Origin of the sequence: Actinotalea alkalitolerans (genome assembly GCF_023369855.1) — a bacterium.
GTDB lineage: Bacteria > Actinomycetota > Actinomycetes > Actinomycetales > Cellulomonadaceae > Actinotalea.
Window position 1 is genome coordinate 1 of sequence record NZ_JAMBPP010000013.1, and the last position, 25,476, is coordinate 25,476.

The 25,476-nt window shown below is 73.3% G+C and carries 23 protein-coding genes; 12 read left to right on the top strand and 11 right to left on the bottom strand.

Annotated features, from left to right (window positions below; genetic code table 11):
- The 3 genes from M1R94_RS15595 to M1R94_RS15605 form a co-directional block, all read right to left on the bottom strand.
- On the bottom strand, positions 1-1,443 hold a 1,443-nt coding region (locus M1R94_RS15595; protein ID WP_249382642.1), incomplete at its 3' end, for a DUF885 domain-containing protein.
- 75 nt (positions 1,444-1,518) lie between these two features.
- A complete protein-coding gene (locus M1R94_RS15600) occupies positions 1,519-1,746 on the bottom strand; it encodes an acyl-CoA carboxylase epsilon subunit (protein WP_249382643.1) in 228 nt (75 codons plus the stop codon).
- Positions 1,743-3,359: an acyl-CoA carboxylase subunit beta gene (locus M1R94_RS15605; protein ID WP_249382644.1), complete on the bottom strand. Its 1,617-nt coding sequence runs from the start codon at positions 3,357-3,359 to the stop codon at positions 1,743-1,745. The genes M1R94_RS15600 and M1R94_RS15605 overlap by 4 nt, the downstream gene beginning before the upstream one ends.
- Positions 3,360-3,461: 102 nt before the next feature.
- Here M1R94_RS15605 and M1R94_RS15610 point away from each other — a divergent pair, with 102 nt between their 5' ends.
- Positions 3,462-4,358 (top strand): biotin--[acetyl-CoA-carboxylase] ligase, encoded by an 897-nt coding sequence (locus M1R94_RS15610; protein ID WP_249382645.1) that lies wholly within the window; start codon positions 3,462-3,464, stop codon positions 4,356-4,358.
- Positions 4,359-4,367: 9 nt separating this feature from the next.
- Complete coding sequence (locus M1R94_RS15615) at positions 4,368-5,402, top strand: adenylate/guanylate cyclase domain-containing protein (RefSeq protein WP_249382646.1); 1,035 nt, start codon at positions 4,368-4,370, stop codon at positions 5,400-5,402.
- Between the two features lie 21 nt (positions 5,403-5,423).
- On the opposite strand, the gene M1R94_RS15620 is transcribed toward M1R94_RS15615, so the two are convergent.
- A complete protein-coding gene (locus M1R94_RS15620) occupies positions 5,424-6,173 on the bottom strand; it encodes an SOS response-associated peptidase (RefSeq protein WP_249382647.1) in 750 nt (249 codons plus the stop codon).
- Positions 6,174-6,265: 92 nt separating this feature from the next.
- On the opposite strand from M1R94_RS15620, the gene M1R94_RS15625 reads away from it, so the two are divergent.
- Positions 6,266-7,582, top strand: coding sequence for a multidrug effflux MFS transporter (locus M1R94_RS15625; protein ID WP_249382648.1), 1,317 nt, complete (start codon positions 6,266-6,268; stop codon positions 7,580-7,582).
- Between the two features lie 34 nt (positions 7,583-7,616).
- Positions 7,617-8,888, top strand: coding sequence for a pyridoxal phosphate-dependent aminotransferase (locus M1R94_RS15630; RefSeq protein ID WP_249382649.1), 1,272 nt, complete (start codon positions 7,617-7,619; stop codon positions 8,886-8,888).
- 398 nt (positions 8,889-9,286) lie between these two features.
- On the opposite strand, the gene feoB is transcribed toward M1R94_RS15630, so the two are convergent.
- From feoB to M1R94_RS15645, 3 genes are read right to left on the bottom strand one after another with little or no spacing between them, the layout of a single operon-like run.
- Complete coding sequence (feoB, locus tag M1R94_RS15635) at positions 9,287-11,326, bottom strand: ferrous iron transporter B (protein ID WP_249382650.1); 2,040 nt, start codon at positions 11,324-11,326, stop codon at positions 9,287-9,289.
- Positions 11,323-11,547 (bottom strand): FeoA family protein, encoded by a 225-nt coding sequence (locus M1R94_RS15640; protein ID WP_249382651.1) that lies wholly within the window; start codon positions 11,545-11,547, stop codon positions 11,323-11,325. The genes feoB and M1R94_RS15640 overlap by 4 nt, the downstream gene beginning before the upstream one ends.
- A gap of 32 nt (positions 11,548-11,579) precedes the next feature.
- Positions 11,580-12,422 (bottom strand): DUF72 domain-containing protein, encoded by an 843-nt coding sequence (locus M1R94_RS15645; protein WP_249382652.1) that lies wholly within the window; start codon positions 12,420-12,422, stop codon positions 11,580-11,582.
- A gap of 126 nt (positions 12,423-12,548) precedes the next feature.
- Here M1R94_RS15645 and pgi point away from each other — a divergent pair, with 126 nt between their 5' ends.
- The gene (gene pgi, locus M1R94_RS15650) at positions 12,549-14,240 is read left to right on the top strand and encodes a glucose-6-phosphate isomerase (protein WP_249382653.1); all 1,692 of its coding nucleotides are present in this window, start codon (positions 12,549-12,551) and stop codon (positions 14,238-14,240) included.
- A gap of 64 nt (positions 14,241-14,304) precedes the next feature.
- Entirely contained in the window at positions 14,305-15,447 is a 1,143-nt protein-coding gene (locus M1R94_RS15655) for an AI-2E family transporter (protein WP_249382654.1), read from the top strand.
- A 49-nt stretch (positions 15,448-15,496) separates the two neighbouring features.
- Here M1R94_RS15655 and M1R94_RS15660 read toward each other — a convergent pair whose 3' ends face one another.
- Positions 15,497-16,759, bottom strand: a complete 1,263-nt coding sequence (locus M1R94_RS15660) for an amidohydrolase (protein ID WP_249382655.1) — start codon at positions 16,757-16,759, stop codon at positions 15,497-15,499.
- A gap of 52 nt (positions 16,760-16,811) precedes the next feature.
- Between M1R94_RS15660 and M1R94_RS15665 the strand changes: the two genes are divergently transcribed.
- A complete protein-coding gene (locus M1R94_RS15665) occupies positions 16,812-17,192 on the top strand; it encodes an RNA-binding S4 domain-containing protein (RefSeq protein ID WP_249382656.1) in 381 nt (126 codons plus the stop codon).
- A gap of 41 nt (positions 17,193-17,233) precedes the next feature.
- On the opposite strand, the gene M1R94_RS15670 is transcribed toward M1R94_RS15665, so the two are convergent.
- The 3 genes from M1R94_RS15670 to M1R94_RS15680 form a co-directional block, all read right to left on the bottom strand.
- Positions 17,234-18,286: an ABC transporter ATP-binding protein gene (locus tag M1R94_RS15670; protein WP_249382657.1), complete on the bottom strand. Its 1,053-nt coding sequence runs from the start codon at positions 18,284-18,286 to the stop codon at positions 17,234-17,236.
- Positions 18,283-19,818: an ABC transporter permease gene (locus tag M1R94_RS15675; protein WP_249382658.1), complete on the bottom strand. Its 1,536-nt coding sequence runs from the start codon at positions 19,816-19,818 to the stop codon at positions 18,283-18,285. The genes M1R94_RS15670 and M1R94_RS15675 overlap by 4 nt, the downstream gene beginning before the upstream one ends.
- Positions 19,819-19,913: 95 nt before the next feature.
- Positions 19,914-20,975, bottom strand: a complete 1,062-nt coding sequence (locus tag M1R94_RS15680) for an extracellular solute-binding protein (RefSeq protein WP_249382659.1) — start codon at positions 20,973-20,975, stop codon at positions 19,914-19,916.
- A 180-nt stretch (positions 20,976-21,155) separates the two neighbouring features.
- On the opposite strand from M1R94_RS15680, the gene M1R94_RS15685 reads away from it, so the two are divergent.
- From M1R94_RS15685 to M1R94_RS15705, 5 genes are all read left to right on the top strand, one after another.
- The gene (locus M1R94_RS15685) at positions 21,156-21,308 is read left to right on the top strand and encodes a hypothetical protein (RefSeq protein ID WP_249382660.1); all 153 of its coding nucleotides are present in this window, start codon (positions 21,156-21,158) and stop codon (positions 21,306-21,308) included.
- Positions 21,309-21,369: 61 nt separating this feature from the next.
- Positions 21,370-22,326, top strand: coding sequence for an SDR family NAD(P)-dependent oxidoreductase (locus tag M1R94_RS15690; protein WP_249382661.1), 957 nt, complete (start codon positions 21,370-21,372; stop codon positions 22,324-22,326).
- 128 nt (positions 22,327-22,454) lie between these two features.
- Positions 22,455-22,913, top strand: coding sequence for a hypothetical protein (locus M1R94_RS15695; protein ID WP_249382662.1), 459 nt, complete (start codon positions 22,455-22,457; stop codon positions 22,911-22,913).
- Between the two features lie 31 nt (positions 22,914-22,944).
- Complete coding sequence (locus tag M1R94_RS15700) at positions 22,945-24,540, top strand: endo-1,4-beta-xylanase (RefSeq protein WP_249382663.1); 1,596 nt, start codon at positions 22,945-22,947, stop codon at positions 24,538-24,540.
- A gap of 148 nt (positions 24,541-24,688) precedes the next feature.
- Positions 24,689-25,429 carry a GIN domain-containing protein gene (locus M1R94_RS15705; protein WP_249382664.1) on the top strand — a complete coding sequence of 247 codons (741 nt, stop codon included), beginning with the start codon at positions 24,689-24,691 and terminating at the stop codon, positions 25,427-25,429.
- Positions 25,430-25,476: the final 47 nt, after the last annotated feature.

Genomic DNA, 25,476 nt, shown 5'->3' on the forward strand with positions numbered 1-25,476 from the left:
GTCCCAGACGCCTCCGCCCCACCGCTGCGGACGCGGCAGGCCCAGGTGCACCCCGATGTCGAGCACCACCCGGGCGGTGCGCAGCCGCTGCCCGTCGAGCATGCCGAGCCGGTCACCCGGGTCGTCGAGGAAGCCGAGGTCGGCCATGAGCCGTTCGGCGTACAGGGCCCAGCCCTCACCGTGACCCGGCACCCAGCAGGCCAGCCTGCGCCAGCGGTTCAGGACGGCCCGGTCGTGCACCGTCTGCGCGATCTGCAGGTGGTGGCCCGGGACACCCTCGTGGTAGACGGTCGTCTTCTCGCGCCAGGTCGTGAAGGTCGTCACCCCGGCCGGGACGGACCACCACATCCGCCCCGGCCGGGAGAAGTCGTCCGAGGGTCCGGTGTAGTAGATGCCACCGGTCTGGGTCGGGGCGATGCAGCACTCGAGCGTCAGCACGGGTCCGGGGATGTCGAAGTGCGTCCCAGACAGGGCCGCGACGGCCACGTCCGAGGTGGTCTGCATCCAGGTACGCAGCGCTGCGGTGCCCTCGAGCACCCGGCTCGGGTCGGCATCGAGCACCGCGACGGCCTGCTCGATCGTCGCTCCCGGCCCGGCGACCTGCGAGGCGACGGCCTCCTGCTCGGCGATGACCAGCTCGAGCTCGTCCAGGGCCCAGCGATAGGTCTCCTCGAGGTCGATCGTCGCGCCCAGGTGGAACCTCGACCACAGCGCGTAGCGCTCGGAGCCCACGGCGTCGCGCTGCGGAGCCTGGGGCAGCAGCTCGTCGCGCAGCACGACCACGAGGTCGGCGTAGGCCTGGCAGGCGGCGTCCGCGCCGGCACGCAGGTCCCTGCGCAGCAGGTCGTGCGTGCCGGCGAGTGCGGCCTCGACCGCGGGCCCGGTCGTCAGCGTCGTGAAGAAGGACGTCTCGGGGTCGGCGAGCTCGAGCGCCTGCTCGACGCACGCGGTCACCTGGCGGGCTGCGGCGACCCGTCCACGGGCTGCTGCCAGCCGCAGGGACTCGAGGTAGCCGGCCATGGCGGCCGGGAGGGCGGCCAGTCGTGCGGCGACGTCCTGCCAGTCCCGGGCCGTCGTCGTGGGCATGATGTCGAAGACCTCGCGCAGCGCCTGGACCGGGGAGGCGATGACGTTGAGCTCGCCGAGCAGCTCGTCGGACTCGATCATCTCGAGCTCGACGCCCACCCGCTCCTGCATCGCCGTCAACGTGACCCGGTCCACGTCGTCGACCGGGGTCTGCGCAGCGAGCTCGGCGAGCACCGCGCGGGCGGCGTCGGCGCGTGCCTGCCAGCCTGCCGGAGACAGGTCGGTCATCAGGTGGTCGTACCCGTCGATCCCGTGGGCGGTCGCCCAGAGAGGGTGCAGCGTGGCCGACGTCGTGGTGTAGGCGTCGGCCACGGCGTCGATGGCGGTGGGCACCCGGGGGGAGGCGGTCGAGGTCATCCCCGGACCCTAGCGCCGAGGCACCGCGAGCTCCGACGGCACGGCAGCGGCCGACCGGCCGTGCACCGGTCGCGGTCAGCGCAGCGTGCTCCACCGCCAGGCGTCAGGGCCCGGGGTCAGCGGGGCGAGGCGCTCTGCGCCGTCCCGCCACCGGCGGTGCCCCGAGCGGGCGGCCTCCTCGTGGTCGTGGCCGCGCGCCTGGTCGTGGCCGTTCGCGGCGTTGGCCGCCAGGCCCGCGACCAGGGCCGCGAGCTCGTCGTCGTCGGGCGCGCCGCGCACCACCTGGACGTCGGGGGGCGTCACAGCGGGATGTTTCCGTGCTTCTTGACCGGCAGCGCCGCACGCTTGGTGCGCAGCGCCCGCAGCGCGCGGACCACCTGGACCCGGGTGGCCGAGGGGGCGATCACCGCGTCGACGTAGCCACGGTCGGCCGCCTCGTAGGGGTTGACCAGGGCCTCCTCGTACTCCCGGGTCAGGCGGGCCCGTTCGGCCTCGACGTCCCCGCCCGCCTCCGTGACGCGCTTCAGGGCCCCGCGCTGCAGGATGTTGACCGCGCCCCCGGCGCCCATCACGGCGATCTGCGCCGTCGGCCAGGCCAGGTTCACGTCGGCACCCAGCTGCTTGGACCCCATCACGATGTACGCCCCGCCGTACGCCTTGCGGGTGATCACCGTGACGAGCGGGACGGTGGCCTCGGCGTAGGCGTAGATGAGCTTGGCCCCGCGTCGGATGATGCCGTTCCACTCCTGCTCGGTGCCGGGCAGGAAGCCCGGGACGTCGACGAAGGTCAGCACGGGGATGTTGAACGCGTCGCAGGTCCGCACGAAGCGGGCGGCCTTCTCGGCGGCGTTGATGTCCAGGGTGCCGGCCATGTGCGTGGGCTGGTTCGCCACGACGCCCACCGGCCGGCCCTCGACGTGACCGAACCCGATCAGCACGTTCTGGGCGTAGAGGGCCTGCACCTCGAGCAGCTCGCCGTGGTCCAGCACGTGCTCCAGGACCGTGCGCATGTCGTAGGGCTGGGAGTCGGAGTCCGGGACGATCGCGTCGAGCTCGAGGTCGACGTCGGAGATCTCCAGGTCCGCCTGCTCGTCCTCCCAGACGGGGGGATCGGCGAGGTTGTTCGAGGGCAGGTATCCCACCAGGGCCTTGACGTAGTCGATCGCGTCGTCCTCGTCGGCGCCCAGGTAGTGCGCGACCCCCGAACGGGCGTTGTGGGTGTGGCCGCCGCCGAGCTCCTCGAACCCGACGTCCTCGCCGGTGACCGCCCGGATGACGTCGGGGCCGGTGATGAACATGTTGGAGGTGCCGTCGGCCATGACGATGAAGTCCGTCAGGGCGGGGGAGTAGACGGCCCCGCCCGCGCTCGGCCCCAGGATCAGCGAGATCTGGGGGATGACACCCGAGGCGGCGACGTTGCGCCGGAAGATCTCGGCGAACTGGGTCAGCGCACCGACGCCCTCCTGGATGCGGGCGCCACCGCCGTCCAGGATGCCGATCAGGGGCACCCCGGTCCGCAGGGCGAGGTCCATGACCTTGGTGATCTTCTCGCCGTGCACCTCGCCGAGCGACCCGCCGAAGACGGTGAAGTCCTGGCTGTACACCGCGACCTGTCGGCCGTCCACGGTGCCGTGACCCGTGACGACGCCGTCACCCGGGACCCTCTTGTCACCCAGGCCGAAGGCTGTCGAGCGGTGCCGGACGAAGGCGTCGAGCTCGACGAAGCTGCCCTCGTCGAGCAGCGCGGCGATGCGCTCGCGGGCCGTCTTCTTGCCGCGGGCGTGCTGCTTGGCGGCGGCGCTCGCCTCGGGCCCCTCGACCGCCTGCGCGGTGCGCCGGGCCAGGTCGGCGATCTTGGCGGCGGTGGTCGCCGGGGCGTCGGTGGCGGGTGCGTCGGTCACGGGAGCGTCGGTCACGGTGTCGAGGGTAGTTGTCGGGTACCCACATCCTCAGTGCGACATCCGACCGTGTCCCCGGTCCGACATGTGCGACACCCGACAATCGCTACCGTGACGACGGTGACCACCGACCCGGACCCGTCCTCGCGTCCCCCGCTCGATCCTGCTCTCGCGGTGCGCGGTGTGCGGGCGGCGCTGCAGGCCGTCACGGGCCACGACCTGGACAGCCGGGTCGAGGTGGTGGGTCGGACGGCGTCCACCTCGAGCGACCTGGTCCGGGCGGTCTCGGCCGATCCTGCCGGCTGGCCCCACCTCTCGGTGCTGGTGGCCGACCACCAGGCGGCGGGCCGGGGTCGGGCCGGGCGCAGCTGGGACACGCCTGCGGGCGTCGCGCTGACCGTCTCGGTGCTGCTACGCCCCCGCGAGGTCCCGGTCGAGCGGTTCGGCTGGGTGCCGCTGCTCGCCGGTCTGGCGGTGGTGCGGGCGGTCGAGCAGACGACCGGGCTGCGGCCGGGCCTGAAGTGGCCCAACGACGTGCTGGCGGAGTCGGTCGACGGCGTCGTGCTGCCGGGGTGGGGCACACGACGCAAGCTCGCCGGGGTGCTCGGCGACCTGGTGGTGACCGACGACGGGCCGGCGGTCGTCGTGGGGATCGGCGTCAACGTGTCCCAGTCGGCCGACGAGCTGCCCGTACCCAGTGCGACCTCGCTGGCTCAGGTCGCGCCGCGGGTGCCCACGCGCGAGGCGCTGCTCGGGTCCCTGGTCGGTCACCTCGCGCGGGTGGTCGTGCCGTGGCAGGAGGCGCGGGGCGACGCCGTGGCGGCGGGGCTGGCGGAGCGGTGCGCGGCGATCTGCACGACCCTGGGTGAACCGGTGCGGGTCGAGCTGCCCGGGGGTGATGTGCTGGACGGGACGGCCTCGGGGATCGCGGCGGACGGTGCACTCGAGGTGACCGAGGCGTCCGGTCGGGTCCGCACGGTGCACGCGGGTGACGTGCGTCACGTTCGGGTGAACTAGCCTGGGCCGGTGCCCGACGACCTGACGCCCAGCGACGATCCCGGTCTGCGGGACTCGACGCTGGCGCGCATCGAGGAGCAGCTCCTGGGCGGGCCACGCTGCCTCGACCTGGACCAGGTCGCCGCGCGCGCCGAGGTCAGCACCGACGAGGTGCGCCTGTTCTGGCGCGCCCTGGGCCTGCCCATGCCGGCACCTGACGCGGTGGCCTTCACCGAGGAGGACGCGACGGCGCTGCGTCGGGTGGCCCGGGTCGCGCGCGAGCACGAGGTCGGGGAGCGCACCGCGGTCTCGGTGATCCGGTCGCTGGGCCACACCACCGAACGGCTCGTGCTGTGGCAGGTCGAGGCGATCGTCGAGCACCTCGCCGAGCGGTACGACCTGGACGACACCAGCGCCCGGCTCCTGCTGCTGGACCGCCTGCCCGACCTCGCTCCCGTGCTCGAGGGCCAGCTCGTGCACGCCTGGCGCCGCCAGCTCGCGGCCATGGCAGGACGCTTCGCGGCCGAGTTCGGGCAGGCCCGGGTCACGACCGACGGCGGGGACCGACTGCCCCTGGTGCGGGCGGTGGGCTTCGCGGACATCGTGTCCTTCACGACCCGGACGGCCGGGCTCGGCTCGCACGACCTGGCGGACTTCGTGCAGCAGTTCGAGTCCCAGGCCCGCGACGTCGTGACGGCGGCCGGCGGCCGGGTGGTCAAGACCATCGGGGACGCCGTGCTCTTCGTCGCCGACGACGCCGTCGCGGGGGCGCGCGTGGCGCTCGGGCTCGCCGACGCCTTCGGCGACGGGCGCGGGGTCGCCCCGGTGCGGGTCGGGCTCGTGTGGGGGCGTGTCCTCTCGCGCTTCGGCGACGTCTTCGGGCCGCCCGTGGCGCTCGCCGCCCGGCTCACCGACCAGGCCGAGCCGGGCACGGTGCTGCTCGACCACGCGACAGCCGGCCTGCTGGCGCCACGACCCGAGCTGCGCCTCACCGAGCTCCCGGAGCGGGAGACGAGCGGGTTGGGCTCGGTCCGGCGGTTCCGTCTCGAGCACGCGAGCGGGTGAGCCCCGGGTCGACGACCGGGCTCAGATCGGGCGGATGAGCTCGGGGCCGTCGGTCCCGACCCGGTTGACCAGGGTGGGTACCCGTTCGGCGAGCAGCTCGGGGTTGGGTGCGTCGAGCAGCGCGACCGCCTGGGTGGGGTCCTGGAGGGCGGGGTCGAGCCACGCGTCCCACCGCTCGGGCGGTACCACCACGGGGGTCCGGTCGTGGATCGCTGCGATCTCGGGCTGCCCGGTGGGGGCCGCGCCGGTCACGACGGTGGTGCTCACGACCCACCGGAGCGGGTCGTCGTCCGGCCGGCTGGGGTCCCGCCAGAAGGCGTACAGGCCCGCGAGGGCGAGCGGTGCACCGTCGGGCCGGTGGATCCAGAACGGCTGCTTGGGGCTCCTGGCGGGGGACCCCGGAGGTGGCGGCTGCCACTCGTAGTAGCCGTCGGCCGGGACGAGGCAGCGTCGGGTGGCCACCGCCCCGCGGAAGGCCGGCTTCTGGGCGAGCGTCTCGCGGCGGGCGTTGATCATCCGCGCACCGACGGACGGGTCCTTGGCCCACCCGGGCACCAGCCCCCAGCGGGCCAGGCGGAGCGAACGCACCGGGGCAGGGGCGTCGGGGTCGTGGTGGCTCTCCCGCTCGACGACGATCCGGACCGGGTCGGTGGGCGCCACGTTCCACGCGGCGGGCAGGTCCAGGACGTCGTCGTCGACGTCCTGGGGTGCCACCCGGAAGGCGTCGGCGAGGTCCTGGGCCTCGCGGAAGGAGGCATAGCGTCCGCACATAGGCCCAGCATGCAGGACGGGGCCGACAGTGGCGTGGGTCGGCGGCGGCCGATGGGGTCGAATCGATTTGATCCAGGTGCGACACTGGAGATGTGACTCAGCGGACCACCCCCGGCGACCACGGTGAGCGCGGCGCTCCCGCCGCCACGACCGCGCCCACCACGACCACGCCCACCACGACCACGCCCGTCGCGCGCACCCAGCCGCCGCCCGCCAAGCGCAGCAGCGCCCGCTTCGTGCTGCTCGTCGGCTCGATGGCCCTGCTGCCGGCCGTCACCACAGACATGTACCTCCCGTCCCTGCCCGACGTCACCGCCGAGCTCGCGACGACGACCGCGGCGGTGCAGTTCACCATCACCGGGATGCTCATCGGCGGGGCGATCGGCCAGCTCGTCGTCGGGCCGCTCTCCGACCGCCTGGGGCGACGGACGCCCGTCCTGGTCGGCGTGAGCATGCACATCGTGCTGTCCCTGCTGTGCGTGGTCGCGGCGACCATCGAGCAGCTCATCGCCTTGCGCATCCTGCAGGGTCTGGGCAGCGCCGGAGCCACGGTCATCGCGATGGCCGTGATCCGGGACCGCTACACCGGGGCCGACGCCGCCCGGCTCATGTCCCGGCTCATGCTCGTGATCGCAGCGGCCCCGCTGCTCGCGCCGACGATCGGCGGCCTCATCGCCGACCGGTGGGGCTGGCGCTCGGTCTTCCTGGCGCTGGCCCTCTTCGGGGTCGCCCTGGTGATCGTGGTCGCGCGCTTCCTGCCCGAGACGCTGCCGCCCGAGCGTCGCCTCGTCTCGGGCATCGGCGCCTCGATGCGCGGCTACCTGGTGCTGCTCAAGGACCGTCACTTCGTGGCCCTGGCCGCACTGCCCGGCCTGAGCATGGCCGTGATCATCAGCTACGTCGTCGGCTCACCCTTCGTCCTGCAGGAGGGCTACGGGCTCGGGGCGCAGCAGTTCGCGCTGGTGTTCGCGATCACCGGCACCTCGATGGTGGTCAGCTCGCAGGTCAACGCCGCCCTGGTGCAGCGGGTCGGACCGCTGCGGCTGCTGCGCGTCGCCCTGCCCGCCGGGGTCGTGCTCGGCTGCGGCCTGCTGGCTGTGGCCGCGACCGGTGCCGGCGGGGTCGTGGGGATCGTCACGATGCTCTGGCTGACCATGGGGATCATCGGGTTCGTGATGGCCAACGCCTCGGCACTGGCCCTCAGCCGGCACGGCGAGCGGGCCGGCACGGCCGCCGCCACGATCGGCTTCCTCCAGGCCGGCGTCGCCGCGGTGATCAGCCCGGTGGTCGGCCTGCTGGGCTCGACCGCCGTCGCGATGGCCATGGTCATGCTCGCGAGCCTCGTCGCGGCCCTGCTGGTGCTCGCCCTGGTCACCCCGGCCTACCGCGCCGGTGGCTGGCTCGGGTAGTGGCCGCCGGCCCTGCCGCCTCTAGCCTGGGACGATGAGCCCGTCGACGGTCCCCGGCCGCTGGAACGACGTCGCCCGCGGTGCGGGACTGGTGGATGCGCACGGCGCCGTCCGGCAGACCGTCTTCGCCGAGATGTCTGCGCTCGCGGTGCGCACCGGTGCGATCAACCTGGGGCAGGGGTTCCCGGACGTCGACGGCCCCGACCACGTCGCCCGTGCGGCCATCGAGGCGATCGCCGCGGGTCACAACCAGTACCCGCCCGGCACGGGCACACCCGCGCTGCGGCAGGCGGTCGCCAGCCACCAGGAGCGCTTCTACGGGCTCTCGCCCGACCCCGACACCGAGGTGCTGGTCACCACCGGGGCCACCGAGGCCCTCGCCGCGACGGTCCTGGCCCTGGCCGGCCCGGGGGACGAGGTGCTCACCCTCGAGCCCTTCTACGACTCCTACGCCGCCGTGATCGCGATGGCCGGGGCCGAGCACGTCACGGTCGGGCTGGTCGCCGGGGAGGTCGGCCCGCACGGACGACCTGCCGTGGGAGGCCGTGACGCGGCCTTCAGCATCGACGTGCCCGCCCTGGTGGCGGCGTTCTCCGACCGCACGCGCCTCGTGCTGCTCAACACGCCCCACAACCCGACCGGCACCGTGCTGACCCGGGCCGAGCTCGAGCTCGTCGCCAGGCTCGCCGCCCAGCACGACGCCGTCGTGGTGACCGACGAGGTCTACGAGCACCTCACCTTCGACGGGGTGCAGCACGTCCCGATCGCCACGCTGCCTGGGATGGCCGCGCGGACCCTGACCATCTCCTCGGCGGGCAAGACCCTGTCGTTCACCGGCTGGAAGATCGGCTGGGTGACCGGGCCGGCGGACCTCGTCGCTGCCGTCCGCACCGTCAAGCAGTACCTCACCTACGTCTCCGGGGCGCCGTTCCAGCCTGCGGTCGCCGCAGCCCTGACCGACGCCGACGGACGCACGGACGCCTACGTGCGTGACCTGGCCCGTTCGCTCGCGGCCCGCCGCGACCTGCTCTGCGACGGGCTGACGGAGGCGGGCTTCCGGGTCACGGTGCCGCAGGGCACCTACTTCGTGGTGGCAGACGGGTCGGCGCTCGGCCACACCGACGGTGCCGAGCTGTGCCGCGAGCTCCCCGAGCGGGCCGGTGTGGTCGGCGTACCGGTCTCGGCGTTCTGCCGGGCGGGATCGGCCACGGCGCGCGCGCTGGCCCCCGCGGTGCGGTTCACCTTCGTCAAGCAGGAGCCCGTGCTGCGTGAGGCGGTGTCCCGCCTCACGCGTTGGCGATCATGATTCCCCAGGCTTATCCACGGGCTGTGGATTGCGGTGGTTCGGGGCGGAGTGTCCGGTTCTGGTGTGCGGCCGGGTCGTCTGCGGGCCGGTCCGACAGGCCGGGGCAGCGGCTCAGCGGGCCAACGGGCACCCCGCGCAGGTCGGCGGAGCCGCCTGATGTGGCGGGCAGGTGCCGCACCCTCGGGCCGACGCAGCGGGAGCCGCGACCCCGACGGCACGGAGCTCGTCGATCATGGCCTCGGCGAGGTCGACGGGGATCCCGAGGCGGGCGGCCACCACCTGCGCGGTGACACCGGTCCTGGCCTCACCGACAACCCGTCGCAGGGTCGTCGGCGCTGCCGCAGGTGCCCGTGGCGCCTGCGGCACCGAGATCGGCGTGGTGCGGCGGGCCGGGCGCCTCACAGCAGCCTCGCGACCTGGAAGACCAGCACGGCGAGCACCCAGGCGACGACGAGCTGTACGCCGACGGCTCCCAGGGTCCACGCGGCCCCGAACCGACGCCACTGCTCGGCAACCGTCGCCAGGCACGGGGTGTAGCCCAGCACGAAGACCATGAAGGCCAGGGCGGCAGCGCTCGCGTGGCCGCCCGAGGTCTCCTCGAAGGTCGTGCGGAGTTGGTTGCTGAGCGTCGGGGCACCGGCACCGTCGCTCTCCTGGCCCACGGCAGGACCGTCGGTCCCGGCGACGGCCTCGGAGGTCGGGACGGGCTCGGGTGCTGCGACGGCGTCGGGAGCACCGACGTCCTCGGGCTCGGCGACCGCGTACGACTGGGCGAGCGCCCCCACGACCACCTCCTTGGCGACGAAGCCGGTCGCCAGGGCTGCGGTGAGGTGCCAGTCGCCGAAGCCGGCAGGGGCGAAGACCGGGGCAGCCCCCTGGGCCGCACGTCCGTAGAGGCTCTCCTGGACCGGGACGTCACCCACCGGGTGGTCGCCCGTGGCGGGCACGGCCATCAGCACCCACACGACCGTGAGGGTCACCACGATGATCCGGCCGGCCTTGGAGGCGAACGAGCGCACCCGGGAGGCCACCGAGGTCAGGATCGGGCGGAGCCGGGGTCGCTGGTAGGCGGGGAGCACGAGCAGCAGGGGCTCGTCGGTGAGATCGCGGAACAGCGTCCTGCGCAGCAGCAGCCCGCCTCCCACGACCAGGACGACGCTCAGCACGTACATCGCGAAGATCGCGGTGCCCGCGTGCTCGGGGAAGAAGATGCTCGCCAGCAGGATGTACACCGTCAGGCGGGCGGCGCACGACGTCCACGGGACGAGCAGCCCGGTGAGCAGTCGCCGACGGGCGTCGGGCAGGGTGCGGGTGGCTGCGAGCGCCGGGACGTTGCAGCCGAAGCCGATGATCAGGGGCAGCATCGCGCGCCCGTCGAGCCCGATCGCGCGCATCGCGCGGTCGGCGAGGAAGGCTGCTCGGGCCATGTAGCCGCTGTCCTCGAGCAGGGCCAGCGCCGTGTACACGATCGCCATGAGCGGCAGGAAGGTCAGCACCGTCCCGACCCCGGCGAGCACCCCGTCCACGACCAGGCCGACCAGCCAGGACGGCGCCCAGCCCTCGAGGAGGGCCCCGGCCGCGGTCAGCACCGGACCGTTGATGACGCGGTCCACCAGGTCCATCACCGGGGTGGCCGCACGGGTGGTGAGCTCGAACAGCGCCCACAGCGTCGCCAGGAAGACCGGCAGGCCGAGCCACGGGTTCAGCAGGGCGCGGTCGACCCGGTCGGTGCGGGTGCGTCGCACCGTCGGTCGTCCGCCGAGCGAGCCGACGACCTCCTCGACCCAGGCGAAGTGCACCTCGGCCGCCGCGAGCTGGGAGGTGAGGTCGTCCGTCGGTGCCGTGTCGGCCCCGGGGTGGATCCCGCGGACCCGGATCCCGCCGTGGTCCCGGACAGCGCGGGCGAGGTCCTCGAGCCCGCTGCCCGTGCGAGGGTCGACCGCGGCGACCGGTACACCGATCCTGCTCGCCAGCGCGGCCACGTCCACCGGGGTGCCGTGTGCCCGGGCGACGTCGAGCATCGTCACGGCGACCACCACCGCGACCCCGGTGCGGGCGACCTGGGCCAGCAAGTACAGCGAGCGGGACAGGGCCGTGGCGTCCAGGACGACCACGGCGACCCGGAGGTCGGGCCCCCCGGGCGTATCGCCCCGCAGGGCGTCGCAGACGACCTGCTCGTCGGGTGACCGCGCGACGAGGCTGTAGGTCCCGGGGAGATCCACGACGTCGAGCGGCGCAGCCGACCCCGTCGGGTGCCACGACCCGGTGCTCAGCTCGACCGTGGTGCCCGGGGCGTTCATGACCCGCTGCCGGGCACCGGTCATCGCGTTGAACAGCGTCGACTTGCCCACGTTCGGGTTGCCCACGAGCAGCACCCGGGTCTGTGCCTCACGGGAACCGGGGGCGCCCGCGGGCGAGGTCTCGTGGCAGGCGGTCACGGCCGGACGGCGACGTCGATCAGCCCCGCCGTCGAGCTGTCGAGCGCGATCCGGGACGCACCCACGGCCACGACCCGGCCGCCGAAGGGTGCGACATGGGTGACCCGGACCGTCGCGCCGGCGCGCAGGCCCACCTCGTGCATCCGCAGGTGCAGGGCCACCGGGGTGAGGACCGAGAGCACCTGCAGGTCACGATCCATGGGGCACCGGTCCAGTCGCATGCCTCCACGCTAGGCCCGGAGGTTAGGCAATCCTAAGAGACCAAGGTCCCGTCCGTGGGTCCCACACCGAGCAAGCCGGCCAGGCGCTGGGCGTCAACAGGCGCGCGCACCTTGACGTCGTTGTCGAAGTACACCAGGACGTCGTGGCCGGCCTCGGCCCACGTGCGCACCCGCGCCGCCCACCGGTCGAGCGCGACGTCGTCGTACCCGCTCACGTACAGCTCCTTGTCGCCGTGCAGGCGGACGTAGACCAGGTCGGTGGTCACCTCGGTCAGGAAGGGCCACCTGCCCGCCGTGTCGGCCACCACGAGGCCGATCCCGTGCCGTCGCAGCAGCTGCGTGAACCCCGGGACCTCGTAGGACGCGTGCCTGACCTCCAGGACGTGCCGGATCGGCCGGTCGACCTCCGTGCGCACCCACGCCCTGCCCTCGACCTTGGCGTCGTGGGCAGACGCGAGCCGGACGGCATCGGCCGTCGTGCGGGGGAGCAGGTCGAAGAACGCGGCCAACCGGTCCGGCTCGTAGCCGAGCGTGGCAGGGAGCTGCCACAGGATCGGGCCCAGCTTCGCCTCGAGCGCCAGGACCCCCGAGGCGAAGAAGTTGGCCAGCGCCTGGTCGGCACCGGCGAGCCTGAGCATGTGGGTCACGTAGCGACCACCCTTGACCGAGAACAGGAAGTCCGGCGGGGTCTGCGCGGACCACGTCCGGTAGCTCTCGGGTCGTTGCAGGGCGTAGAACGAGCCGTTGATCTCGATGGTCCGCAGCAGACGCGAGGCGTGCTCGAGCTCGCGGCGCTGCACCAGCCCCGGCGGGTAGAAGGTGCCCCGCCACGGCGCGTAGCGCCACCCGGAGATGCCGATCCGGACCTGTCCCACCTGCCGACCCTAGGCACCCTGGCCGTGCGACGCACGACGGCCCGACGTCCGCGGGCAGGAGGTCCGCGGTGCCCGGGCCGCGGGGGCTCTACGGTGGTCCCCGACGCCACAGCGGGAGGACGACCAGTGACCACCACACCCATCGACGCCACCACCACGAGTGCCTGGGCCGGGCTCACCGCCCACCAGGGTGAGCTCGTCCCTGACCTGCGCGGCTGGTTCGCCGCCGACCCCGAGCGCGCCACGCGCCTGAGCCGCTCCGTGGCAGACCTGCACGTGGACCTGTCCAAGAACCTCGTCACCGACCAGACCCTCGAGCTGCTCGTGGGACTGGCCGACGAGGTCGGCCTCGCCGGTCGGATCGGCGCCATGTTCGCCGGTGAGCACATCAACGTCACCGAGGACCGCGCCGTCCTGCACACCGCGCTGCGTCGTCCCGCACCGGCCGACGGCGCCGCGCCGGCCCTGGTGGTCGACGGCCAGGACGTCGACTCCGACGTCCACGCCGTGCTCGCCAAGGTCTACGACTTCGCCGAGCAGGTCCGCAGCGGACGGTGGACCGGTGTCACCGGCGCGGCCGTGCGCACGGTGGTCAACATCGGCATCGGCGGTTCTGACCTGGGCCCGGTCATGGCCTACGAGGCGCTCAAGCCCTACGTCGCCGAGGGCATCGAGGTCCGGTTCGTGTCGAACATCGACCCGACCGACGTCGCCGAGACCCTGGCCGGCCTCGACCCGACCACCACGCTGTTCATCGTCGCCTCCAAGACCTTCACCACCCTGGAGACCCTGACGAACGCGCGCCTGGCCAGGACCTGGCTCTGGGACGGGCTCACGCGGGCCGGGGTGCTCGAGGACACCGAGGAGGCCCGTGCGCGAGCCGTCGCACGGCACTTCGTCGCGGTCTCCACGGCCCTGGACAAGGTCGAGGCCTTCGGCATCGACCCCACGAACGCCTTCGGGTTCTGGGACTGGGTAGGTGGCCGGTACTCGGTCAGCTCGGCGATCGGGACCTCGCTGGCGGTCGCCGTCGGCCCGCAGGCCTTCGCCGACCTCCTCGAGGGCATGCACGCCGTCGACGAGCACTTCCGGACCGCTCCCTTCGAGCAGAACGTCCCTGTGCTGATGGGCCTGCTCAACGTCTGGTACGTCAACTTCCTGGGTGCGCACACCCATGCCGTGCTGCCCTACGCACAGCACCTGCACCGGTTCCCGGCGTACCTGCAGCAGCTCACGATGGAGTCCAACGGCAAGTCCGTGCGCTGGGACGGGTCACCGGTGACCGCCGCCACCGGCGAGGTCTTCTGGGGGGAGCCCGGCACCAACGGCCAGCACGCGTTCTACCAGCTGATCCACCAGGGCACCCGGCTGGTCCCGGCCGACTTCATCGCCGTCGCGAGCCCCGCGCACCCGCTGCAGGACGGCGAGGCCGACGTGCACGGGCTGTTCCTGGCCAACTTCTTCGCCCAGACCAAAGCCCTGGCGTTCGGGCGGACGGCCCACGAGGTCCGCGCCGACGGGGCTGCCGAGGACGTCGTCCCGGCGCGGGTGTTCAGCGGCAACCGGCCGACCACCTCGATCATGGCTCCCGCGCTGACACCGTCCGTGCTGGGGCAGCTCATCGCCCTGTACGAGCACATCACCTTCGTGCAGGGGATCGTCTGGGGCATCGACTCGTTCGACCAGTGGGGGGTCGAGCTCGGCAAGAAGCTCGCGATGGAGATCGCACCGGCCGTGGCGGGGGACACCGCCGTCCTGGCGGAGCAGGACCCCTCGACCCAGGGCCTGGTGCGCTACTACCTCGAGCACCGCCGGTAGGTCGGGAGGGACGCACCGGCCCGCTCGGCAGGCCGGTTCGGGCCAGGCTTCGTAGGGTTCGGTGATGGACGCTCACCGGCCCCGGACCTCTCTCTGGCACGACAGCCTCGGGCGTGCGGCGACCCGGAGCGCGCAGCTCCTGCTCGTGCTGATCCTCGTGAGCATCCTCGTGTGGGGGCTGCGCCAGGTCACCCTCGTGGTGATCCCGGTGATCATCGCCACGATCCTCGCGGCGGCCGTGAGCCCGGTGGTGAGCTTCCTGCGTCGGCGGGGGGTGCCGAGCGGTCTGGCCACGGTGCTGTCGATGGCGGTCGGGCTCGGCGCGCTGGGCACCGTGCTGTGGTTCGTGGGACGCGCGGTGCGCGACGAGTGGGGTGAGCTCGTCGCGGCGGCAGGGGAGGGGCTCGACCAGCTCCAGGAGTTCCTGACCCAGGGGCCGTTCGACCTGGGGGAGGAGCCCTTCGCCGAGCTGCGCGACCAGGCGACCGAGCTGGCCACCAGCGACGCTGTGCAGACCGGTGCGGTGGCCGGGGTCACCGCAGCGGTCGAGATCGCCACCGGCACCGTGCTGGGCCTGGTCGTGCTGTTCTTCCTGCTGCGCGACAGCCGCACCATCTGGTCGTTCTTCCTGCGGCCGCTCGACGCCGCGCACCGGGCGCGGGCGGACCGGATCGGCAGCGAGGCCGTCGACGTGCTGGGCGGGTACGTGCGCGGGACGGCGATCGTGGCTGCGGTCGACGCGACCGTCATCGGCGCGGCCCTGTTCATCCTGGGCATCCCGTTGGCCCTGCCGCTGGCCACGATCGTGTTCCTGGGAGCGTTCATCCCGCTGCTGGGCGCCACGCTGGCCGGCACCCTGGCGGCCCTGGTCGCACTCGTCTCGGACGGTCCGGTGACCGCGCTGATCGTGGTGGCCGTGGTGATCGGCGTGAACCAGCTCGAGGGGAACCTGCTCGAGCCCGTGGTGCTGGGCCGCGCGCTGCACCTTCACCCGCTCGCGATCTTGCTGGCACTGACCGCGGGCACCATCCTCGCCGGCATCGTCGGTGCGCTGCTGTCCGTGCCGATCGCCGCGGTGGCCTGGACGGTGGTCAGCGCGTGGCGAGCGCCGCAGGACGAGCCCGACGAGGCCGGAGCCGACCCGGGTGAGCCCGGTAGGAGCGACGTGGCCGTGGAGTCGATGGGCAGCACGGTCGCCGACGGCTGAGGCTGCCCATGGTGTGGCGGGCGGGCGAAGGCCCCGGTGGACGGTGTCCTCAGGGGTGGACGACGTCCGGTGCGCTGCGGAACCGCTCGGCCCGCTCGACCACGCGACCCACACCCGACGCGGCGTCCCAGCGGTAGACCGTGCGGCCGCCGATCAGCACCTGCTCGGCGCGCGAGTGCACGTCCAGCGGGTCGCCCGACCACACCACGACGTCACCGTCCAGCCCCGGCTGGAGCGACCCGACGCGCCCCTCGAGCCCGAGGAAGGTCGCGGGGTTGACGGTCAGGGCCTCGAGGGCTGTCTGCGGGGGCAGCCCCTCCTTGACCGCGAGGGTCGCCTGGTGCACGAGGAAGTTGATCGGGACCACGGGGTGGTCGGTGGTGATCGCGACCCGGACCCCCGCGGCGGCCAGGGTCGCCAGGTGCGAGATGTCCCGGTCCCGCAGCTCGACCTTGGCACGGTTGGTGAGCATCGGGCCGAAGATCACGGGGATGTCCCGATCGGCCAGGACGTCGGCGATCTTGTGCGCCTCGGTGCCGTGGTTGATCACGAGCCGGTAGCCGAACTCGTCCGCGAGACGGATCGCGGTGGCGATGTCGTCGTGCCGGTGGGCGTGCTGGTCCCAGGCCAGCTCCCCGTCCAGCACACGGGCGAGCGTCTCCAGGGCGAGGTCGACGGCGAACGGCTCACCCTTCTGCTCGGCGGCCGCCCGTGCCGCGCGGTAGTGCTGGGCCGCGGTGAACGCCTCGCGGATGACCATGGCGGTGCCGAGCCGGGTCGAGGGGGTCTGCTTCTTCTCCGCGTAGACACGCTTGGGGTTCTCGCCCAGCGCGGACTTGACGCTCACCGCGTCGCTGATGACCTGCTCGTCGACGGTGCGTCCGCCCCACGACTTGAGGGCGACGGTCTGCCCGCCGATGGCGTTCCCCGAGCCGGGCTTGACCACGATCGAGGTCACGCCGCCGAGCAGCGCGTCCCGGAAGCCCTCGTCGTCGATGTTGATCGCGTCGATCGCCCGGACGCCGGCCATCGCGGGGCCGGTCATCTCGTTGACGTCGTCGCCCGCGACGCCCTCGCCCTCCTCCCAGATGCCGACGTGGCCGTGGGACTCGACGAAGCCCGGGAGCACCCACCTGCCGGTGGCATCGACCACCTCGGCGCCCTCGGGCACCGCGACATCGGCGCCGACGGCGGTGATCCGCCCGTCCACGATGAGGACGGTGCCCCCGGGGACGGGCGCACCCACCACGGGGACCACGTGCCCTCCGGTCACGGCGACGACGGACGGTGTGCGAGGGGGCGCAGGAGTCATGGGACCACCGTAGGCCGAGGTCGCGTCGCGCGGTCGGGCTTAGGCTCGGGCAATGGCGACGGACGGCACGGTGGGCACCACCCGGGTCGACCGCTGGGTGTGGGCCGTGCGCCTCTTCCGGACCAGGTCGCTGGCCGCCGCGGCGTGCCGGGCGGGCCACGTGCGCGTCAACGGCGACCGGGCCAAGCCCGCCGGTCACGTCAAGGTCGGGGACGAGGTACGGGTGCGGGTGGGCGGCACCGAGCGGATCGTCGTGGTCGCCCGGGTGGTCGAACGCCGGGTCGGGGCGACCGTCGCGGTCGACTGCCTCGTGGACCGCACCCCACCCCCGCCGCCACGCGAAGAACGGCCCGCGGTGCCCGTGAGGGACCGGGGCGCCGGTCGCCCCACCAAGCGGGAGCGACGCGAGATCGAACGGCTCAGGGGCCACTGAGCCGGGCACCTCGCGTTCGGGGCGGTGAGGCGCCCCGTCGATCAGTGCGCGCCGGCTCCGGCCGGTCGCGGGAACCAGCTCACCGGGCCGACGATCCGTACCCCGACCATCTCGGTCTGCGGGAGATCGCCCTGGGTGCGGCACATGACCGGCAGGAGCACGTCACCCGGGCACCGCACCTCGAGCAGCACGTTCGCGTCGTGGCCGTAGAACACGGTGTCCAGGACCCGCGCGGGCAACCCGTCGCGCTCGTCGACGATGATCACCTGCTCGGGGCGCAGCACCGCCGTGCCCACGCCGTCGGCCGCGACGTCGATGATCGGCAGCGACCCCAGGGCGGTCCACACCACGCCGTCGCGCACCGTCGCCGGGATCACCACGGCCTCACCCACGAAGCGGGCGACGTCAAGGTCCTGCGGCACGCGGTACACCTTCTGCGGGGTACCGGCCTGGACCACCACGCCGTCGCGCATGACCGCGACCAGGTCGGCGGTGGACAGCGCCTCCTCCTGGTCGTGGGTGACCAGCACACCCGTGGCACCGGTGGCGTGCAGGGCGGCGCGGACGTCGGCCCGCACGCTCGCCCGCAGCCCAGCGTCCAGGGCGGAGAACGGCTCGTCGAGCAGCACGACCTGCGGGTCGGGGGCCAGGGCTCGAGCCAGGGCCACCCGCTGCTGCTGCCCGCCCGAGAGCTCGGCGGGCATCCGCCGCTCGTAACCCTCCAGCCCGACCAGCTCGAGCAGCTCACCGACCCGCCCCCGGCGAGCCGGGTCACGGCGACGCAGCCCGAAGGCGACGTTCTCCGCGACCGACAGGTGCGGGAAGAGCGCACCCTCCTGCGGGACCACGGTGATGCGTCGCTTCTCGGGCGGGACGTGCGTCCCGGGCCCGACGATCTGCCGGCCACCCAGGGTCACGGTCCCCCCGCCGGCGCGCTCGAAGCCCGCGACGACCCGGAGCAGGGTCGTCTTGCCGCAGCCCGACGGGCCGAGGACGGCGGCCAGGGCCCCGGAGGGGATGTCGAGGTCCACCCCGCGCAGCACGGCCTGGCCGTCGAAGGACTTGGTGATGCCGCGGAGCTCGAGCAGGCTCATCGTGGTCCTCCTTCGGTGCGGTCGGGCAGGTCGGTGCTCGGCACGACCGGACCGACCTGGCCACCCTCGGTGGCGCGCCGGGCCTGAGCCCCGGTGAGCAGGAAGGTCGGCACGGCGGCGAGCAGGACGAGCACCACGGCGTACGGGGCTGCGGCAGCGTAGGCACCGCTGCCCGTCTCCGTCCACAACCTCGTGGCCAGGGTGTCCATTCCGGTGGGGCGCAGGAGCAGGGTCGCCGGGAGCTCCTTCATGCAGGCGAGCAGGACCAGGGCGGCGCCGGTGGCCACACCCGGCCCGGCCAGCGGCAGGGTCACCCTGCGCAGCGTGGTCCACTGCCCGGCGCCCAGCGAGCGTGAGACGTCCTCGAGCCTGCGCGGGCTCTGCGCGACCGACGCGCGGACGGCGCCGACCGCTGCCGGCAGGAAGAGCACCGCGTAGGCGATCACCAGCAGCGGGGTGCGCTGGTAGATCGGCTCGGCGTAGCGGATGCCGAAGAAGACCAGGGCGAGTGCCACGACGATCCCCGGCAGGGCGTGGCCGGCATAGCTCGCGTGCTCGAGACCGCGGACGACGGGGCCGCGGTAGCGGGCGGCCAGGACCCCGACCGGGATCGCCAGGGCTGTGGTGAGGACGGCGCCGAGCACCGCGACACCGACCGTCGCCCCTGCGGCGTCGACCAGACGCGTCGGGTCGAGCGACGCCGACGTGCCCCGGAGCAGCCAGTAGCCCAGCGAGACCAGCGGGAAGCCGAGGGCGACCGCGGCGACCACGACGGACGGGCCCACCGCGACCGCCCGAAGCCGACCGAGCCGGACCGGGGTGACGGCGCGCGGCACCCCGCTGCCGACCCTCGCATGACCGGCCCGGCCCCGTGACCGCGTCTCGGCGACGGTGATCGCGACCGTCAGGACCACCAGGAGCAGGGACAGGACGGCCGCGGGCGTCCGGTCGAAGCTCGATCGGTACGAGGCATGGATGACCCGGGTGAACACGTCGTAGCGCATGAGCGAGGGGGCGCCGAAGTCGGACAGCACGTAGAGCGCGACGAGCAACGCGCCGGCCGCCGCGGCGGGGCGGACCTGCCGGACGGTCACCGCGAGGAAGGTCTGCCGCGCCGAGCGGCCCAGTGAGCGGGAGACCTCCTCGAGCGAGGGGTCGGTGCGGCGCATCGCCGCGGCGACGGGCAGGTACACGTAAGGGTAGGTGCATGCCGTCAGGACCAGGAAGGTGCCCCAGAAGCCCGCGAGCGCGGGGAGCGCCGAGATCCAGGCGTAGGCGGCCACGTAGCTCGGCACGGCCAGAGGGAGAGCCGCAAGGACACCCAGGCCACGCCGGCCGGGGACGTCGGTGCGGGTCGTCAGCCAGGCGAGCGTGATGCCGATCACCAGGCAGGCGAGCGTGACGCTCACGGCCAGGCCGACGCTGCGCAGCACGAGCCAGAGCGTGCGTTCCCGCAGCAGGATCTCTGCGGCGGTTCCCGGCCCGCCCTCGGTGGCACGGACCGCGAGGTAGACCAGCGGGAGCAGCGCCACGGCCGCGGCGAGTGCCGCGAGCGCGACGAGGACCGCGGGGGGCCGCTCGGCGTCCGAGCGACCACCCGCGGCCCTGATCAGTCGTGCGGTCAGGCTCAGGTCAGGCCCACCGAGTCGAGCAGGGCGAGTGTCGTCTCGAGGGACTCGAGCTCGTTGAGGTCGATCTGGTGCGCGTCGAGCTCGCTGAGCGGCTCGAGCTCGAAGACCTCGCTGGTGACCCCGTCGACGACCGGGTACTCGGCGGTCTCGTCGGCGAAGTACTGCTGGATCTCGTCCGAGAGCAGGAAGGCGATGGCTGCGGTGGCAGCCTCCACGTTGTCCGAGGTGGACAGCACTCCCGCGCCGGCGACGTTCACCAGGGCACCGGGGTCGTCGCTGTCCAGGAAGTGGATGCGGGCGCTGACGGCGTCGGCTCCGAGCTCGGCGACCTTCTGGTACCAGTAGTAGTGGTTGATGAGACCGACCGCTGCCTGGCCGCCGTCGACGGCGTCGAGCACCGCGTTGTTGTTCTCGTAGGTGGCAGGTCGCAGGTCGGCCAGCTTCTCGAGCCACTCGCGGGCGCCGTCCTCGCCGCGGTCGATCCGCAGGGCGGTGACGAAGGCGTGGAAGCTCGCGTTGGTCGGTGCGTAGGCGATCGATCCGGCGAGGGCGGGATCGAGGATCTCGTCGATCCCGGTGAACCCGGCCACCTGGGGTGCCTGCTCGGGGTCGTAGGCCAGCACGCGCGCCCGGCCCGAGGTCGCGACCCACCGGCCCTGCGCGTCCTGGTAGTCGGCGGGGACGAGGTCGGTGACCGTGGTGTCGAGCGGGGCGAGCATGCCGGCCGACGCGAGGGCTCCCAGTGCCCCGGCGTCCTGGCTGAAGAAGAGGTCGGCGCTGCTCGCGTCGCCCTCCTCGAGGAGCTGCGCCGCGAGCTCTCCGGACGAGGCGTACCGGACCTCGACCGGCAGGCCGACGGCCTCCTCGAGGCGTTCGAGCACCGGCCCGACGAGGTTCTCGTTGCGTCCCGAGTAGATGACCAGCGTGTCGCCGGCGGGTTCTTGCTCACCGGTCGAGCCGGGGTCGGGAGCCTGGCCGGTGGTGTCGGCGCCGCAGCCGGCGAGCGCCAGTGCCAGCGTCAGGGTCAGGGTGGGCACGAGCAGGCGACGGGACCGCACAGAACAGCTCCTCGAAGGTCGGGACAGGGACAGCGTCGCACACGCTACGCAGGTAAGCCTTACCTTGGAACGGTCGTCCCATGGGTTGGTCGGGTCCCGTCGTGGAGGCTCTCGTGGTGCGCTCGAGGGTCAGGACCGCCAGGATGCAAGGGACAGCCCCCCTCGGACACGGAGGTCATGATGACCAGCTCGGACCTCGACCAGAAGAAGTCCTCGACCCCGGACGAACCCCCAGGTGATGCCCTGGGCCAGGGATCGCCCATCTACGAGGAGCTCGTGACAGAGCGTGGTGACCCTGCTGCCGGTCACGACCACGAGGACCAGTCGCACTAGGACGCCTGGGGGGCAGGTGACGAGGCGGTCTCGAGCGAGGGGCGACCCACCGGTCGCGGTGGTGACCGGCGCCTCGAGCGGGATCGGCCGTGCCGTCGCGCACCGGCTCGCGGCACGCGGTGCCCGGGTGGTCCTCCTCGCGCGGAGCGCCGAGACGCTCGAGAAGGTCGCGCGCGAGTGCGACGACCGGGGTGGGCACGGTCTGGCCGTGCCCACCGACGTGACCGATCAGGTGGCCCTGCGTGCGGCCGTGGCACAGGTGCTCGACACCTTCGGGCGTATCGACGTCTGGGTCGGCGCCGCAGCGGTCTGGAGCTACGGGCGCTTCGAGGACACCCCGGACGCCGTGTTCCGCCAGGTGGTCGAGACCACCCTGCTCGCGCAGGTCGCCGCTGCCCGGACGGTCCTGCCGACCTTCCGCGCGCAGGGCACGGGAGTGCTGGTCCACGTCGCGTCCGTCTACGGCGTGCTGAGCTCGCCGTACGTGACGCCGTACGTGACGGCCAAGTGGGGACTCGTGGGCTTCACCCACGCGCTGCGTCACGAGCTGCGAGACGCACCGGGCATCGCCGTGGTCGGTGTGCTTCCTGGCGCCGTCGACACGCCCGTGTACGCCCATGCGGCCAACCGCGTGGGCCGTGAGATCCGACCGCTGCCGCCGGTGACGTCACCCGAGCGTGTGGCACGGGCCGTCGTGCGGGCCGTCGACCGCGGGAGGAGCGCCACCGTCGTGGTGGGGCGCACCCAGTACCTCGGCGTCTGGGTCCAGCGACTGGCGCCCCGGCTCTACGACCGCCTGGTGGGCCCTGTGGTGAGCTCCCTCACGCTGCGGCGCGGGCGGGTCCCGGTGCACGACGGGACGGTCTTCGCCCCGGACCCACCGAGCAACGCCGTGCGCGACGGCTGGCGTGCGCACGACCGCCGATCGGCCGGGGTCGCCGCGGCCGTCCTGGGCGTCACCGGGGCAGCGGTCACGGCGCTCGCGGGTCGTCGCACCTCGCGCCGAGGCCGCGCGTGATGCCGCGGGGCCCGACGCCCACGCCGGTCGGGACGAGTGGCGTGAGGCGTGCACCGGGCCCCACCGGTTGCGGGATGCCTCGCACGGCGGTCTGATCGGGTCACCCCCGATCATTGGAGTTGCTCGACATGGATGACCAGACAGTGGTGTGGATCGTCGTGGCAGTGGTGGTGCTCGCGCTCATCGTCGTGGTGGCGCTGGTGCTGAACCGCTCACGCTCCTCGCAGAAGGTCGACAAGCAGCGTCGCGAGGCCCAGGAGCTGCGCGAGCGTGCCGAGGCCGAGCGGATCGAGGTGCAGCGTCGGGAGGCAGACGCCGCGCGGGCCGACGCCGAGGCACGGATGGCGCAGGCCGAGGCCGACGCACAGGCGGCCGATGCCCGCACCCGTGCTGCTGAGGCGGCCAGGCTCCAGTCCGAGGCGCAGGGACGGGCGCAGCGGGTCGAGGAACCGCGTGCGGACATGGAGGAGCACCTGCGCCGTGCCGAGGAGATCGACCCCGACACGCACCACGCAGGGCCCGCGGCCACCGGACCGGCGACCGAGCGGCGCCTCGCAACCCCCGACGACCCGCCCCGTCAGCCCTGACCGGCCCGACCGTCGGGGCGGGAGCCGCGCCGTGGGACGACTGCGCACCGCGCTGACGGTGGCTGCTGTCGTGGGCGGCGTCGTCCTGGTCGATCTCGTGCTCGCTGGGGACGCCCCGCTGCCCAGGGACACGGACCACCAGGTGCTCGTGGTGCGTTCGACCTTCGACCACGGCACCGACGGCTGGCAGGCGCTCGGGCCTGCGGACGTGCGCCGGACCGACAACGCCGCCCGGGCAGGTGAGGGCAGCCTGCTCGTGGTGGACCGGTCCGAGCCGTGGAACGGGGCACAGCTCGACATCACCGACCTGGTCGTGCCCGACCGGACCTATCGGGTGTCGGTCTGGGCCCGCCTGGCACCCGATGCCGAACCGGCCGACCTCCAGCTGACCGTCGAGCGCTCCGCAGGCGGTACGCAGCACTTCGACCACCTCGTGCGGCGCACGGTGACCTCCCGGGAGTGGGTCGAGCTCGGCGCGCAGTACACGATGCCCGCGGGCACCGGCCAGGCACGGCTGTACCTCGAGTCGCTCGACTCGGTCGCGGACCTGCTGCTCGACGAGGTCAGGGTGAGCCACGAGGCGCCGCCGATCCAGGAGGACCTCCCGGCGCTGCGCGACGTGCTGGCCGACCGGTTCGATGTCGGGGTGGCGGTCGGGCCGCAGGACCTCGCAGGGCCCTCGGGGCTGCTGGTGCGACGCCACTTCGGCGCGGTGACCCCCGAGAACGCCATGAAGCCCGCCTGGATCCAGCCGCTCGAGGGCGAGCTGAGCTTCGAGGCCTCCGACCAGGTCACCGACTTCGCCGTGATCCACGGGCTGGACGTGCACGGTCACACGCTCGTGTGGCACCGCTCGACGCCCGACTGGTTCTTCACCGGCCCTGACGGGCAGGACCTGACCAGCAGCCCGCAGGACCAGGAGCTGCTGCTCAGCCGCCTCGAGACCCACACGCGCGCAGTGGCCGAGCACCTGCGCGAGCGGTACGGCGACGACGACCCGGTCCGTTCGTGGGACGTGGTGAACGAGGCGATCGACCCGACACAGCCGGACGGGCTGCGCCGCAGCAGGTGGTACGACGTGCTGGGTCCCGACTACCTGGCGCACGCCTTCCGCATCGCTGACGAGGCGTTCCCCGAGGCCGCGCTCTTCCTCAACGACTACGACACCGACTACCCCGGCAAGAGGCGTGCGATGGCCCAGGTGGTCCAGGACCTGCTCGACCAGGGGGTGCCGATCGACGGCGTGGGGCACCAGCTGCACGTCAACCTGGACCGGCCCGTCGAGCGGATCGGCCAGACCCTGGACGAGCTCGCCTCGCTGGGTGTCCGGCAGGCCGTCACCGAGCTCGACGTGGCCCTGGCCGCACCGGGCAGACCCGGCTCGGGACTGCCCACCCCGGAGCTGCTCGAGGAGCAGGCTGCCTACTACGGCCAGGTGATGGACCTCCTGGTCGCGCGATCGGCGGACATCGACACGGTGAGCGTGTGGGGGGTGCACGACGGCCGCAGCTGGCTGCGCACCTGGCGCGAGAGCCGCCGGCTCGAGGCGCCGCTGCTCTTCGACGACGAGCTCCAGGCCAAGCCCGCCTTCTGGGCGGTCGTGGAGTCCGCGCGCGAGGCGCGCTGACCGCTCAGGGGTCGCTCAGGGGTCGGGGCGGTCCGGCTCAGGGACGGATCAGGGACGGGTGGGGGGTTCACCCCATGTCGCCCGGGTGCGCCCCGGTGCCAGTCTGATCTCGGCACCCGACGACCCGCCACGACCGAACGAGGACGAGATGACCCAGCGCCCCCTGCGCCCCCTGCTCACCGTCACGATGACCGGCGCGCTCGCGCTGGTCCTCGCGGGGTGCGGCGCGCTCTCCTACGGCTCGTCCTCGGTGGACGTGGGCCCGAGCACCACCGAGGAGCGCGAGATCTCCGACGTCACCGGGGTCGAGCTTGCGACCTCGGGGACGGTCACGATCGAGCACGGCGACGGTCCCGCGCTCACGGTGACCGCGGGCGAGAAGGTGCTGCCGCACCTGACCAGCGAGGTGCGCGACGGCGTCCTGGTGCTGGGGACCACGGGCGGCTCACGGTGGGGGATCCGTGGCCCGATCAGCTACCACCTCGTGCTGGAGGAGCTGGATGCGATCAGCATCCGTGGGTCGGGTGACGTCCACGCCGACGCGGCGTCGGGGGACGGGCTCGCGGTCACCGTGAGCGGCTCGGGTGACGCACGTGTCCAGGACGTCGCGGTCGACGACGTCGCGGTCGAGATCTCCGGGTCGGGTGACGTCGAGCTCGCGGGGGTCGCACGCCGCCAGCAGATCTCGATCAGCGGCTCGGGCAGGTACGCCGGTGGAGGGGTGAGCAGCGACCACGCCCTGGTCGCGGTGCGTGGCTCGGGTGGTGTCGCGGTAGACGTCACCGGAACCCTCGACGTGGTGATCAGCGGCAGCGGGTCGGTCACCCACACCGGTGGCGCGCAGGTCACCAGCACGGTCGTCGGCTCGGGGAGCGTGCGGCAGGGCTGAGGGCGCACCCTCGTCACGGCCGACCCGCCCTCAGCGTGCCCCTGACG

Coding starts and splice junctions, on each gene's coding strand:
- M1R94_RS15620 (WP_249382647.1), bottom strand. CDS start 6,173: ATGTGCGGACGCTATGCCTCCTTCCGCGAGGCCCAGGACCTCGCCGAC.
- M1R94_RS15630 (WP_249382649.1), top strand. CDS start 7,617: ATGAGCCCGTCGACGGTCCCCGGCCGCTGGAACGACGTCGCCCGCGGT.
- M1R94_RS15640 (WP_249382651.1), bottom strand. CDS start 11,547: ATGCGACTGGACCGGTGCCCCATGGATCGTGACCTGCAGGTGCTCTCG.
- M1R94_RS15655 (WP_249382654.1), top strand. CDS start 14,305: ATGGACGCTCACCGGCCCCGGACCTCTCTCTGGCACGACAGCCTCGGG.
- M1R94_RS15660 (WP_249382655.1), bottom strand. CDS start 16,759: ATGACTCCTGCGCCCCCTCGCACACCGTCCGTCGTCGCCGTGACCGGA.
- M1R94_RS15665 (WP_249382656.1), top strand. CDS start 16,812: ATGGCGACGGACGGCACGGTGGGCACCACCCGGGTCGACCGCTGGGTG.
- M1R94_RS15670 (WP_249382657.1), bottom strand. CDS start 18,286: ATGAGCCTGCTCGAGCTCCGCGGCATCACCAAGTCCTTCGACGGCCAG.
- M1R94_RS15685 (WP_249382660.1), top strand. CDS start 21,156: ATGACCAGCTCGGACCTCGACCAGAAGAAGTCCTCGACCCCGGACGAA.
- M1R94_RS15695 (WP_249382662.1), top strand. CDS start 22,455: ATGGATGACCAGACAGTGGTGTGGATCGTCGTGGCAGTGGTGGTGCTC.
- M1R94_RS15705 (WP_249382664.1), top strand. CDS start 24,689: ATGACCCAGCGCCCCCTGCGCCCCCTGCTCACCGTCACGATGACCGGC.